The 13,247-nt window shown below is 65.0% G+C and carries 8 protein-coding genes; 4 read left to right on the top strand and 4 right to left on the bottom strand.

Features of this window, described 5'->3' with window-relative positions; all coding sequences use genetic code 11:
* The first annotated feature begins 233 nt into the window (after window positions 1-233).
* From M1P90_RS26660 to M1P90_RS26650, 3 genes are all read left to right on the top strand, one after another.
* The gene (locus tag M1P90_RS26660) at window positions 234-1,022 is read left to right on the top strand and encodes an FAD-dependent oxidoreductase (RefSeq protein WP_483698648.1); all 789 of its coding nucleotides are present in this window, start codon (window positions 234-236) and stop codon (window positions 1,020-1,022) included.
* Between the two features lie 200 nt (window positions 1,023-1,222).
* Window positions 1,223-2,704, top strand: coding sequence for an FGGY family carbohydrate kinase (locus M1P90_RS26655; RefSeq protein WP_483698647.1), 1,482 nt, complete (start codon window positions 1,223-1,225; stop codon window positions 2,702-2,704).
* 17 nt (window positions 2,705-2,721) lie between these two features.
* Window positions 2,722-4,323 carry an amino acid permease gene (locus M1P90_RS26650; protein ID WP_483698646.1) on the top strand — a complete coding sequence of 534 codons (1,602 nt, stop codon included), beginning with the start codon at window positions 2,722-2,724 and terminating at the stop codon, window positions 4,321-4,323.
* Between the two features lie 206 nt (window positions 4,324-4,529).
* Here M1P90_RS26650 and M1P90_RS26645 read toward each other — a convergent pair whose 3' ends face one another.
* Window positions 4,530-5,930: a malic enzyme-like NAD(P)-binding protein gene (locus M1P90_RS26645; RefSeq protein WP_483698645.1), complete on the bottom strand. Its 1,401-nt coding sequence runs from the start codon at window positions 5,928-5,930 to the stop codon at window positions 4,530-4,532.
* A gap of 366 nt (window positions 5,931-6,296) precedes the next feature.
* Window positions 6,297-7,670: an adenylosuccinate lyase gene (purB, locus tag M1P90_RS26640; RefSeq protein WP_483698644.1), complete on the bottom strand. Its 1,374-nt coding sequence runs from the start codon at window positions 7,668-7,670 to the stop codon at window positions 6,297-6,299.
* Window positions 7,671-7,834: 164 nt separating this feature from the next.
* Here purB and M1P90_RS26635 point away from each other — a divergent pair, with 164 nt between their 5' ends.
* Window positions 7,835-8,662 carry an STAS domain-containing protein gene (locus tag M1P90_RS26635; protein ID WP_483698643.1) on the top strand — a complete coding sequence of 276 codons (828 nt, stop codon included), beginning with the start codon at window positions 7,835-7,837 and terminating at the stop codon, window positions 8,660-8,662.
* 59 nt (window positions 8,663-8,721) lie between these two features.
* Here the strand turns inward: M1P90_RS26635 and M1P90_RS26630 are convergent, their stop codons facing one another.
* Together M1P90_RS26630 and M1P90_RS26625 are read right to left on the bottom strand one after the other, a co-directional pair.
* Window positions 8,722-10,464 (bottom strand): McrB family protein, encoded by a 1,743-nt coding sequence (locus M1P90_RS26630; protein WP_483698642.1) that lies wholly within the window; start codon window positions 10,462-10,464, stop codon window positions 8,722-8,724.
* Window positions 10,465-10,466: 2 nt separating this feature from the next.
* Window positions 10,467-13,235 (bottom strand): CHASE3 domain-containing protein, encoded by a 2,769-nt coding sequence (locus M1P90_RS26625; RefSeq protein ID WP_483698641.1) that lies wholly within the window; start codon window positions 13,233-13,235, stop codon window positions 10,467-10,469.
* Window positions 13,236-13,247 lie beyond the last annotated feature (12 nt).

The following is a 13,247-nucleotide window of genomic DNA, read 5'->3' as shown; positions in this document are numbered from 1 at the left end:
TCCACAGATCAGGCGAAGAGAAGTAATCCACAGATTACGCAGAAAGCAGTAGGCGGGAGGCAGGAAGCGAGAAGCACAGAGCCAGCGAAGGGCGTATTGCTATACGCCCAAACCAAGATCCCGCAAAACCTCTGTGTCTCTGTGGTGAATCTTTTGGCTTAGCACAAAATGTTGAGTTGCACAACCTGCAACCTTCAAACCTGCAAACTTGCAACAATCCTTATAGGCCAGCCGTGAAGCACGCCGCGCCAGCCGCCCAATTTGATGTCGCCGTGGTTGGCGCAGGCCCGGCCGGCTGCGCTGCCGCGCTGGCCGCCGCCGAAGCGGGCGCGCGCGTGCTGCTGGCCGACATGGCGGCCGGGCCGGGCGGCGCACTGGCAGCGATGGGTTTGCCCTTTGACACGCCCGCGCTTCCTGCAAACGCCGAAGCGTGCTACGGCACGGCGCTGCGCGGCGCGGTCCATGCGGAAGGCGCGCTGGCGCTGGAGCTGCTGGGGCCGGGTGGATTGCGAATCGTGCGCGCTGGCGCGCTGGTGCTGGCCACTGGCGGGCGCGAAAGGACACGCGGCAACCTGGCGATTCCGGGCACGCGCCCGGCTGGCGTGTTCACGGCCCGCGCCGCGCTGGAACTGCTGACGGTAGCAGGCGTGCCACCCGGACGACGCATCGTAGTGGCGGGTGGCGGGCGCTGGGCCGCGCAAACCGCGCAGCTGCTGGCGCAGGCCGGCGCTGAGATTGTCGCGCAGGTTGCGGGCGTGGCGCGCATCGAGGGCTGGCCGCGCATTGCGGGCGTGGCGCTCCCCGGCGGCAGCGCGCTGCCATGCGACACGCTGGTGCTGGCGACGCCGCAGGAGCCCTGGCTCGCGCCGCCGCTGGCGGGGCTGGCCGCGCTGCTGGGCGTGTTCGTTGCGGGCGGGGCGGCAGCGGGCGAAAGCAGCCTTGCCGAGGCAGCCCTGCATGGCGCGCAAGCCGGGCGGGCAGCGGCGACCTGGATATTGAGCAATACGACGGCAGACCGATGAGACAAGGGCCACGGCAGGTAGTGCATCTTTTCAACACCTGCCCAACAGTTTGCCACCAAGGTACCAAGACTCAAAGTCTCTTTTCTCCTTCGTGCCTTCGAGTCTTCGTGGCAAAACATTACGCATACTTCGGCTGGGGCGTTTAAGGCTTCCCGTGTCTCGTTGTCTCCTTGTCTTCACGCGGGCGATACAGGTGGAATGTGACTGAGTACATTCTCGGCATCGACCAGGGCACCAGCCAGACCAAGGCGCTGATTATGGATCGCGCCGGGCGCGTGCTGGCCACGAACAGCGCGCCGGTGCACACGACCGTAACGGGCGAAACGCAGATCGAGCAGGACCCGCTCGACATTCTGCGCTCGGTCGAGGATGCCTGCGCGCCGCTGCTGGCCGACTACCCCGCCACCGTCGCCGGGCTGGACAACCAGGGCGAGACGTTTCTGCTGTGGGATGCCAGCAGCGGCGCGCCGCTCACGCCCGCGATTAGCTGGCAGGACAAGCGTGGCGCGGCGATCTGCGCCGAGCTTGAGGAAGCAGGGCATGGCGCGCTGGTGCGCTCACGCACTGGCCTGCTGCTCGACCCCTACTTTTCGGCCAGCAAGCTGGCGCAGGTGCTGCGCGACCAGCCCGCGCTGGCGCGGCGCGCGGCGGCTGGCGAATTGCGCTTCGGCACGGTCGATACCTGGATCATGTGGCGGCTCAGCGGCGGGCGGCTGCACCGCACCGACCCCAGCACGGCCGCGCGCACGCTGCTGTACAACACTGCCACGCTGCGGTGGGACGACGAGCTGCTGGCCCTGTTCGATGTGCCGCGCGCGATCCTGCCCGATGTCGTACCTTCTGCTGGGGACGCGGGTGAGATTACTATTGGCGGGCGGGCGCTCACCCTCCATGCGCTCTTGTGCGATCAGCAGGCCGCGCTGTTCGGGCAGGGCTGCCTGGCGCCCGGCAGCGCCAAATGCACCTTTGGCACCGGCGCGTTTCTGCTGATGAACAGCGGCAGCGCGCCTGCGCACAGCAGCCACGGCCTGCTGGGCACGGTGGCCTGGCAAACGCCCGCGCTCACGCACTATGCGCTCGACGGCGGCGTGTTTGTGGCTGGCGCGGCGGTGGAGTGGCTGCGCGACGAGATGGGCATTGTCGCCACCGCCGCCGAAAGCGACGCGCTGGCGCAATCGGCCGACCCGGCGACGACGCCGCTGTATATTCCCGCGCTGGCCGGCCTGGCCGCGCCCTTCTGGCAGCCCGAGGCGCGCGGCACCATCTTCGGGCTGAGCCGCGGCAGCGGGCGTGCCGAGCTGGCGCGCGCCACGCTTGAGGGGCTGGCCCAGCGCGTCGCCGATGTAGCCGAAGCCATGCAGAGCGACGCGGGCCTGCCGCTCGCCGCGCTGCGGGTGGATGGCGGGCCGGCGCGCAACCGCTTTCTGATGCAATCCCTGGCCGACAGCCTCGGCGCAGAGGTACAGGTCGCCGCCGAAGTCGAGGCCACCGCCTCGGGAGTAGCCCATATGGCCCGCCACCACGCCCACGGCGTTCCCCTTGACGCGATCGCCGCGTCGTGGCGGGCAGCGGAGGTTTACACGCCACAAAGTACCGCAGAGACACGGGCGGCACGGCGCGCACGCTGGCAACGTGCAGTCGCACTGGCAATGGACATGTACGCGATTGGACCTGACCGGTAACACAGGAGGATTTCCGCATGGCACCCAATCACAGCGCGTCGCACGAGCACGACGCAGACGTACACGAGCTGCACAATATGGGCTATGCCCAGGAATTGCTGCGGCGCATGAGCGGCTTCTCGAACTTCGCGATCTCATTCGCGATCATCTGCATCGTGGCGGGCGGGCTCACCTCATTCCAGACGGGTTTCAACGCTGCTGGCGGCGGCGCCATCGGTATCGGCTGGCCGGTTGGCGCGCTTTTTGCGCTGATCGTCGCGCTTTCAATGGCGCAGATCGCCTCGGCCTACCCGACTGCGGGGGGCCTGTACCACTGGGGTTCGATCCTGGGCGGCAAGGGCTGGGGCTGGGCGACGGCCTGGTACAACCTGCTGGGTTTGGTCTTCGTGGTGGCGTCGGTGGACGTGGGCCTGTACTTCCTGCTGAACGGCCTGATCCTCGGGCCGATGTTTGGCATTGACCTCACGCAAGTCGGCAATGTCGACATGCTGGGCACCACCTTCAACATCCCGCAGTTTCTGGTCGTCACGCTGATCGTCATCACACAGGCGCTGTTCAATCACTTCGGCATCCGCGTGACGACGATGCTGACCGACTTCAGCGGCTACCTGATCTTTGCCACGGCGATCATCCTGACGATTGCGCTGCTGGCCTTCGCGCCGAGCCTCGACTTCAGCCGGCTGTTCACCTTCAAGAACTACACCGGCGAACCGGGCGCGGGCGTGTGGCCAGCCACCGAGAGCATGTTCAAGGCGTTTCTGCTGGGCTTGCTGCTGGTGTGCTACACCATCACCGGCTTCGACGCCTCGGCGCACACCTCGGAAGAAACACGCGACGCGGCGCGAATTGTGCCGCGTGGCATGATCCAGGCGGTGTTCTGGTCGGCGCTGTTTGGCTACATTATGGTGTGCGCGCTGGTGCTGGCAATGCCAAGCCTCGACGAAGGCGCGGCGCAGGGCGGCGGCGTGTTCTACTGGCTGTTTGGCAACTCGGCGATGCCAAGCCTGCTGCGCGGCCTGATCAGCATCGGCATCGTCTTCTCGAACTACCTGTGCGCGCTGGCTGGCCTGACCTCGCTTTCGCGCATGACCTACGCCTTCGCGCGCGATGGCGGCCTGCCCGGCTCGAACGCGCTCAAGACCGTCAGCACAGTGTATCGCACGCCCGTGGTGGCGATCTGGGTTGGCGCGGCGCTGACGGTGATCGGCACGCTCTACGCGCCAGCGTTTGGCGTTTTGGCGGCTGGCTGCGCAGTGTTCCTGTACCTCTCGTATGTCATGCCAATTGCGGCGGGCCTGCTGGCCGAGGGCCGCACCTGGACGCACAAAGGCCCGTTCAACCTGGGCATTCTGTCGCGCCCGATGGCGGTGCTGGCAATCGCAGGTGGCCTGATCCTCGCGTGGGTCGGCTTCCAGCCGCCGAACGAGAAGGTGCTGTACGTGGGCGTGGCGCTGGCCGTAGTGATGGTGGTGATCTGGTTCGCCTTTGAGCGCCGCCGCTTCGAAGGCCCGCCCACCGGCGAGAAAATTCTGGCGCGCCAGGCCGAGATCGCCGCGATTGAGGAGCGCCTGCGCGAGCAGGAGGCGGCTGCAACCGCACAGCGCGCCACCGCGCCGTAGGCAGAGCAAAATCATCCACAGATTACGCAGATGCCGCAGATTATCAGTTCCTTGTAAATAACCACCAAGGCACCAAGATCGACAGTATTCTGAAGATCTTGGTGTCTTCGTGTCTTGGTGGTAAATTCTTCGGACGACCTTCATTGGCCGCCACTGTATTAGGCACTGGAATGAAGAAATCTGTGTAATCTGTGGATTTTTATTTCCTACACTGGTTCGCGCCGCGCCACGCCTTCCTCGGCAGCGGCGTGCGCCACCGCGCCCGCAATTGCTGGCACCACCGCACGGTTGAACACGCTTGGGATGATATAGTCCTCGTTCAGCTCGTCGGGCGCGATCACCGCTGCGAGTGCCTCGGCGGCAGCCAGCCGCATACCCGGCGTGATTGCGCGTGCCCGCGCATCGAGCGCGCCGCGAAAAATGCCAGGGAAGCTCAGCACGTTGTTGATCTGGTTGGGATAATCCGAGCGCCCGGTCGCCATGATGCGCGCCACATCGCGCAGCTCGTCGGGGTCGCCTTCGGGGATGGGGTTGGCGAGTGCGAAGACAATCGGGTCGGTGGCCATGCGGCGCACCATTGCCGACGAAAGAATATTGCCGGTCGACACGCCAACCAAGGCGTCTGCGCCTTCCAGCGCGTCGGCAAGCCCACCAGCACGCAGCTCACGGTTGGTCGATTCGGCCACGCGGCGCTGCATGGGCGGAAGCGCAGCCACATCGTCGCGCCGCAGGATGCCGCGCAGGTCGCACGCGAGCACGTCGCCCACGCCTGCCGCCAGCAGGTTGAGAATAATCGCGGTGCCAGCCGCGCCCACGCCATTCACCACCACGCGCACGTCTTCCAAACGCTTGCCAACAATGCGCAGGGCGTTGCGCAGCGCCGCCAGCGCCACCACCGCCGTGCCATGCTGGTCGTCGTGCATCACCGGGATGTCGAGGCTGGCGCGCAGCCGATCTTCGACGCTGAAGCATTTTGGCGCGGCAATATCCTCCAGGTTTATCGCGCCAAACACCGGCGCAATCTGCTCGACCGTCGCGACGATCGTGTCGGCGTCCTGGCTTTGCAAACAGATCGGGTAGGCGTCGATGTCGGCCAGCTCCTTGAACAGAATCGCCTTACCTTCCATCACGGGCAGCGCCGCCGCCGCGCCCAGGTTGCCCAGCCCCAGCACCGCGCTGCCGTCGGTCACCACCGCCAGACTGTTGCGCTTGATTGTCAGGCTGTGCGCGGCCTCGGGCTCGGCGGCAATGCGCTGGCACACGCGTGCCACGCCGGGCGTATACACCATCGAAAGGTCGTCGCGGGTTTTGAGCGGAACCCGGCTCTGGATGGCGAGCTTGCCGCCCAGGTGCGCCAGAAACACGCGGTCGCTCGATTGCAGCACCTCCACGCCGGGCAGCTGGTTGATCGCGTCGATCAGCCGCTGGCCGTGCGCGTCGTCCTGCACGCGCACCGAAACGTCGCGAATCATCACGTCGCGCTCGGCGCGCACAATGTCGATCGCGCCAATGTCGCCGCCGTGCTCGCCAATCACGGTCGTCAGGCGGCCCAGCATGCCAGTGCGGTTCGCAATTCGGCAGCGCAGCGTCATGGTATATGCAATCATGGCATCTCCTCTCTTCGGTGATCGATTCCTGGCGTCGTGTGGCCCGATCATAGCACCAAATGCGCAGGTGTCAGAAGTCAGGAGTCAGAAATACCGGCAGATTGCCACAAAGACTCGAAGACTCAAAGTGTTTTACCTTCGAGCCTTCGAGTCTTTGTGGCACTAGGTGCAGTGCTCTACACGCAAAAGCCCCGGCTAGAGGTGCGTGGCCGACCATCACGTGCTGGTGGTGACCGCGCTGCCTCAGACCGGGGCGTTGCAGGAACTGTATCATATTGCGCGGGCGGGCGAAATAGGCCAACAGACCACCCTTGCGGGCGGTACCTGGGTGATATTCGAAGTAGGCCCGGAGTCCTACTACGCGCGCTAGCCGGCCCGCTTGACCAGCGTGCGCGCCAGCTTTCCCGCCAGGCCAGTGTAGCCTTCGGGCGTCAGGGCGCGCAGTTCGTCCTTCACCGCGTCGGGTACGTCGAGCGTGTCGACAAAATCGCGCAGCCCGTCGAGCGTGAGCGCCCGCCCGCGCGTGAGCCTTTTCAGCACCTCATACGGCTCGGGGTAGCCTTCGCGGCGCAGGATGGTCTGCACCGCCTCGGCCAGCACCTCGGGGTGGGCCGCAAGGTCGGCCTGCATACGCCCCTGGTCGACGCCGAGTTTGCCCAGGCCCTTGAGCGCGCGGCGGTAGGCGAACAGGCTGTGCCCGAACGCCACACCCAGGTTGCGCAGCACCGTGCTGTCGGAAAGGTCGCGCTGCATGCGCGAGATCGGCAGCTTGCGGCTGAAAAACTCCAGCAGCGCGTTCGCCAAACCCAGGTTGCCCTCAGCATTCTCGAAATCGATCGGGTTGACCTTGTGCGGCATAGTCGAAGAGCCGACCTCGCCGGCCTTGGGCGCCTGCACCATGTAGCCTTCGCCAATGTAGCGCCACACATCCTGGCACAGGTCGATCAGCAGCGTATTGAGGCGCTTGAGCGCATCGCACAGCTCGGCGATTGAGTCGTGCGGCTCGATCTGCGTAGTGAGCTGCACCGGCTCAAGGTCGAGAAAGCGCACAAAGGCGCGGCTGAACGCCAGCCAGTCGACATCGGGCAGCGCGACGGCGTGGGCGGCCAGCGTGCCGGTTGCGCCATTCAGCTTGCCAGTGAGCTGCACCTGCGCCAGGGCCACATGCGCCCGCCGCAGCCGCGCCACAAACACGGCGATCTCCTTGCCAAGCGTGGTGGGCGTGGCTGGCTGGCCGTGGGTGCGCGCCAGCATCGCCGTTTCCGATTGCTCGACGGCGAGCGCATAGAGCTGCGCGCCCAGCTCATTCAGCGCCGGCAGAATGACCAGATCGCGCGCCTCGCGCAGCATCAGCGCGTAGGCCAGGTTGTTCACATCTTCCGAAGTCAGCGCGAAATGCACGGCTTCTTTCCACGCGCCCAGCCCGAGCTTGTCCATCTGCTCGCGCAGCCAGTACTCCACCGCCTTGACATCGTGGTTGACCTTGCGATCCCATGCGGCGATCGCCTCGGCGTCTTCGGCGCGGAACGAGCGGTACAGGCCGCGCAGCTCGGTCGCAGCCTGCGCTTCGAGCTTGGGCACAAAAGTCACGTCGCGGGCCTTGGTGAGGAAAATCAGGTATTCGATCTCGATACGGGCGCGGTAACGAAACAGCGCCGCTTCGCTGAAATACGCCTCAAGCGCAGCCACGTCGGGGCGGTAGCGCCCATCCAGTGGCGAAAGAGTGGTGAGTTGATCCACGATTCAGGCTTCTCCTCTGATAGTTGTGCATTCTGTCGCAATATTCTTGCATATTGCAAGATATTCGATCACTTACGCATATGTATAGCAGGCAGTGATTCCACTATAATACTTGATGCGCCATTTGCGCAAATAACAATAGCATCAAACCGAGGACGTTCCGAATGGATCAGCAGACGCTGGTAGCCACAGTTACTGAATACCTGCCAACCTTTGCCGCCGAGCTGGCCGACCATATTCACGAGCGCCAGCTCGATACCTACGCCGGCATTCCAAAAGAAGCGCTGCTGCGCATGACAACCGGCGCGCTCACGGCATTTATTAACGATATTCTGCTCGACGAACCACATTTCTTCGACGATTACTGGCGGATGGTGACGCCGGCGCGCGCCGAAGCGGGTGCCAAAGTCGACGATATGTTTTACGCAGTGTTTCTCAGCCTCGAAATGCTGAATACCTTTGCGGCCGAGCAAACTGGCGACGACCATGCGCTGTATAATCGGTGGCTGCGCAAGAGCTATTCGGTCGCCCACAACAGCATGATCCTGCTTTCGCAGATGTTCGCCAACGTGCGCGAAAAGATTATCAGCCAGCAGGACGCGCACATCCGCGAGCTTTCGACACCAATCATGCCGCTCTACCACGGCATTCTGGCGCTGCCGCTGGTGGGCGCGTTCAACGCGCACCGCGCCGGGCAGGTGATGGAAACGCTGCTCAGCGGCATCAGCCAGCAGCAGGCCGATGTTGTGATTATCGATATCACTGGCGTGCCGATGGTGGATACGAATGTGGCGAACTACCTGCTGATGGCGGCGCGGGCGGCGCGGCTGCTGGGCGCGCAGATCATTCTGGTGGGCATCAGCGCCGAGATCGCGCAAACGCTGGTGCAGCTTGGGGCCGACCTGACGGGCATGGCGACGCGCGCAAACCTTCAGTCGGGTATCGAGTACGCGCTGGCAATGCAGGGGCTGGCAATCGCGCCGCGCAGCTAGGCAAGTAAATCTCTCAGCAAGGCCGAAGCGCGTTCGCTTCGGCCTTTTTGATTCTGCGGCTAGCCATAAAAATCGGTGAAGCCGTCGGCGTCGAGGCGTTCGAGCATGCGGCGCACTTTTTCCGCCGACTCGGGGAATGGCGCGGCGCTCACCATTTCGGGCTCGATTGCGGCGGCCTTGCCCCACGCCGATTGCGGCAGGCCCAACAGCAGTTCGATCAGCGCCACCAGCGCGCGCCGCAGGCGCGGCGTGTCGTCGCCGCGCAGCTTGGGCAGGATTTTTTGCTTGATCTGCTGGTCGAGCGCCTGGGCGGGCGACAGCACGCCACGCGCCTGCTCGACATAGCGCAATATCTCGGCAATCGTGCGGTAGCCAAAGGGCTGGCCGGCGCGCGCCAAAATCGCATGCACGGCGCTGATCGTCTGCCAGGCTGTTTCGTCCACCGGCTCGCGATAGGATTGCCGGAACGCCGCCAGATCCACGTCGGTCAGCTCGATGACATTGGCGCGGTCGAGCAGTTTGTCGGAAAGCGTGTGCGTGCTTTCGTCGACATTCACCGTGCCGGTCAGGCGCACATTCAGCGGCAGGCGGAAGGGGTTACTGATCTGCTCGCCAGTGACGGCTTCGGCGCTGGCGGCCGGAATGCCCAGGTCGATCAGGTGATCTTCGGTTTCGAGCGCGGAAAGCAGCGGCGCGAGGTAGTATTCGGGCCGCGCCAGGTTCAGCTCATCCAGGCAGACAAAATAGGGCATGGCCGGGTCGGCGGCGGCGCGCAGCAGAAAGCGCAAAAACGGCGTGGGGTGGAACTTGTTCGTCAGGGCGTTGTAGTAGCCCAGCAAATCGCGCGCGTTATGCCAGTCGGGCTGCACTGCCACCAGCAGGTAGTGGTCGTTGCTGGGCGTGGGCGCGGGCAGCACCGCGTCGGCGTAGAGGCGCGTGAGGCGCGTTTTGCCCGTGCCAGAAATGCCGGGCAGGATGACCAGCGGCTTGGTTTGCAGCGCGACATGGTAGGCGCGGATCAGCGAGTCGGCCATGGCGAAGCCGCGGGCGTGGATGCGCTCGACAATTGTTTCGATTGGCGGCAGCGCGGGCGGCACGTAGGGCGCTCGGCGCTCGCGCAACATCGCTGCGCCGAACGGGTCCAGCTCTTCGGCCTGCTCCATCAGCGCTTCGTTGAGCGGGAACAGCGCCAGCGCGTCGTCGATGATCTGGCGGGCGAAATCGGGCTGTGCAATGCGCTCGTCGTCCCAGCTGTAGGCGAAACCAGCCAGCAGGTAGGCCGATCCGCGCGTGGCCAGGTAGCGGTCCATCCAGGTTTCCGAGGCATCGGGCAGGGCTTCGCGGCCACGCGCGCGCCCTTCGGCAAAGCGCACCTCGCTCACCTGCTGCACCAGCGGCAGCCACAGGGCGCGGCCGGCTTCCCACACGCGCCGCATGTCGTCCTTGCGCTGGCGCACGCTGATCTGGAGCGCCACGACGATCTGGCGCTCGGCGCCGCTCACCGCCACCAGCAGGCCGCAGCCACGCGGCGGCCGATCAAAGGCGACGTGGTAGGCATCGATTGGGGCGCGCTGGTTGGGGCCGCGATTCACAAAGCGCAGGCTGCGGAAGCTCAGCTCATAGAGCGGCCAGGCGCGTGGGAAACGGCGCAGGCCCTCGGCGCGCAGCATTTCGGCCAGGGCCAGCAGGGCCGGGTGCAATTGCTCCTGCACGGCGTTCCAGCGCTCGTTCACGCCCGGCACGTCGAGCGCGGCCAGCAATTCGGGCCGAAAGCCGGAGAACTCTGGCGTGGGCGTGGCCATCGTTAGGCCTGCCCCAGCTCGGCGCTCGTCATCAGCGGCAGCAGGAGCGTAACCGTCGTGCCCTTTCCTTCGGTGCTTTCCACATGAATATCGCCACCATGCAGCTGCACAATTTCACGCACCACAAACAGGCCCACGCCCATGCCGCTGATGTGGTGTTCCTCGGTGTTGGGGGCGCGATAGAAGCGCTTGAACAGGTTCGGCAGCGCCTGCTCGGGGATGCCAATGCCTTCGTCGCTCACCAGCAGCCGCGCCCACTCGCCTTCGCGGCCAAGCCGCACGGTGATGGTGCCGCCGGCCGGGCTGTATTTGATCGCGTTCTGAATAAGGTTTTGCACCACCTGCTCGACGCGCAGCTCGTCGCCACTGACGGTCAGCGGTTCGTCGGGCAGCTCCCACACGAGCTGATGGTGGGTTTGCAGCGTCGCCTGGGTTTCGCGCACCAGCCGGTCGACCAGCGCGGAAAGCGCGACTTCGCCACGCTCGATGCTGAGCTGGCCGGTTTCGATGCGCGAAAGATCGAGCAGCGCGGCGATCAGGCGATTCAGGCGGCTGGCCTGGTCGCCAATGATCCGCACGGCGCGCTGATCGCGCTCGGGCATCTGGCCGTCGCGCTGGGCGCGCCGCAGCAGCAGGTCGGCGTAGCCGATCAGCGAGGTAATCGGCGTTTTCAGCTCGTGCGACGCGATGGAAAGGAACTGGTCGCGGGCGCGCACGGCGTCGCGAGTTTCGCGGAACAGGCGCGCATTGTCGATTGCCAGCGCGCCGCGCACGCCGAGCTCCTGCGCCAGCGAAAGGTCGGCTTCGTCGAAATGGCGGCCCGAGTCGGCGGTGACGAGCGTGATCGTGCCGAGTGTGCGGCCACGCGCCGTCATCGGCACGCACATATACGAGGTGAAGCCGAGCGTGCGCAGAAGCTGAAGGTGCTGCTCGTCGCGCGCGGTTTCGGTCAGCAGGTCGTCGGGCACTGTTGGGTAGAATTCGGCCTGGTTTGTACGCAGCACCTGCGCGACAATATGCTGGCCGCCGGGCTGAAGCGAGTAGCGCTCGGGGCGCTGGCGGGCCAGCTTGGTTTTTGCCGGATCGACATGCACAATCGTCAGGCGGCGCACCGTTTCATCCGGTTCGAGAATATGAACCGCGCACCAATCGGCCATGTTTGGCACCAGCCAGCGCGCAAGCTGCTCGAAGATTTGTTCATACTCAAGCGAGCTCGCCAGCAGGGCGCTTGCGTCGAGCAGAAAGCGCTGCTGCGCAACCACGCGGGCGCGCATCTGCTCGGCATGCATGCGCGCTGAGATGTCGAGCGTGACGCCGCGCATGCCCATTGGCTGGCCGTCTTCGCCCATCATCACCACCGAGTGCGACTCGACCCACAGCACCTCGCCGCTGCGCGTGAGCCAGCGGAAGCGATTCACGCCTGGCTCGCCACGGCGAAAGGTTTCGGTGGCGCGGGCAGCCGCGTCGACGCGGTCGTCGGGATGCACAATTGTCAGCCAGAAGTTGGGCGTGGAAAGCCATTCTTCGGTGGTGTAGCCAAGCATCGTTTCGACATAATTGCTGACGAAATCGATACGCTGGCTGGACTGGTCGGGCTGGCCCCATGCCTCCCAGACCACGCCGGGCACGTTTGCGATGACATTGTTGAGGCGGGTGCGCTGGGCTTCGATCTCGCGGCTCAGGTCGAAGCGCGCATTCTCGGCGTGTTTCTGCTCGCTGATATCGCGGAACACCAGCACCACGCCGATCACGCGCCCGTCGCGATCCTTGATCGGCGCGGCGCTATCGTCAATCGGCACCTCGGTGCCATCGCGGCGGATCAGCAGGGTGTGGTTGGCCAGGCCCACCACCACGCCTTCGCGCACCACCCGCTCGAAGGGGTTGACGGCGGGCGCGCGGGTGTGCTCATTGATGATATTGAAGACGGTATCCATATGCTGGCCTTCGGCGTCGCCGTTGTCCCAGCCGGTGACGCTTTCGGCCACTGCGTTCAGGAAGGTCAGCCTGCCATCGGGGCTGGCGACCATCACTGCATCGCCAATGCTGGCAAGCGTGACGCGCAATCGCTCGCGCTGCTCGCCCACCTCATCGGCGCGGGCCTGCTCGGCAGTGAGCGCCTGGCCATAGGTGCGGGCAAGCGCGCTGAGCTGGCGGCGCGTCAGCAGGGCCAGGCCCAGGCCAACCAGCAGCGCCAGCCCAATGCTTGACCAGATCACCACGCGGGCGGCCTGCTGCGCTGCTGCCGAGCGCTGGTTGCGCAACGCTTCTTCGGTGAGAATAAACGCGCCCAAGTTTGCCCGCATCTGGTCCATCAGGTTTTTGCCATCGCGGGTACGCACCACGCTGAGGTAATCGCCATTGCTGCGGCGCAAAGCCAGCACCTGGGTCGCATAATCGCGCCATTTGAGGTAGGTGGGCTGCAGCTGCTCAAGGCGCGCAGTTTGCTCGGGGTTATCGGAAACCATGCTCGAAAGGCTATCGATCACGCCATCGATCTGCGTGTTTGCGGCCACATACGGGCCGAGAAAATCGTCGTCGCCAGTGAGCAGGTAGCCGCGCACGCCCGTTTCAAGGTCGATCAGCAGGCGCTGCGCCTCGGTCACATCAGTCAGCACACGGTCGCTATGATCAACAAGCCGGGTGCTGGTGAGCAGGGCGTTCACCTGCCAGAGCAGCACGGCCGCCAGCAGCACCAGGGCAATGAGAGGAAGCGCGAAGGCGCTGTTGAGCGTGCGGCGAAACTCGGCCTGATCGATAGTTGGCTTGGTCATAATCCCATTCTT

The sequence above is a fragment of the Kouleothrix sp. 19917 genome, from assembly GCF_057073505.1.
Note: the sequence above shows the minus strand (reverse complement) of the source record. Positions and strands in the feature narration are given on the sequence as shown.

What these genes read in the sequence shown, in the direction of transcription:
- M1P90_RS26650 (WP_483698646.1), top strand. Translation starts at nt 2,722, where the DNA reads ATGGCACCCAATCACAGCGCGTCGCACGAGCACGACGCAGACGTACAC.
- M1P90_RS26645 (WP_483698645.1), bottom strand. Translation starts at nt 5,930, where the DNA reads ATGATTGCATATACCATGACGCTGCGCTGCCGAATTGCGAACCGCACT.
- M1P90_RS26635 (WP_483698643.1), top strand. Translation starts at nt 7,835, where the DNA reads ATGGATCAGCAGACGCTGGTAGCCACAGTTACTGAATACCTGCCAACC.
- M1P90_RS26630 (WP_483698642.1), bottom strand. Translation starts at nt 10,464, where the DNA reads ATGGCCACGCCCACGCCAGAGTTCTCCGGCTTTCGGCCCGAATTGCTG.
- M1P90_RS26625 (WP_483698641.1), bottom strand. Translation starts at nt 13,235, where the DNA reads ATGACCAAGCCAACTATCGATCAGGCCGAGTTTCGCCGCACGCTCAAC.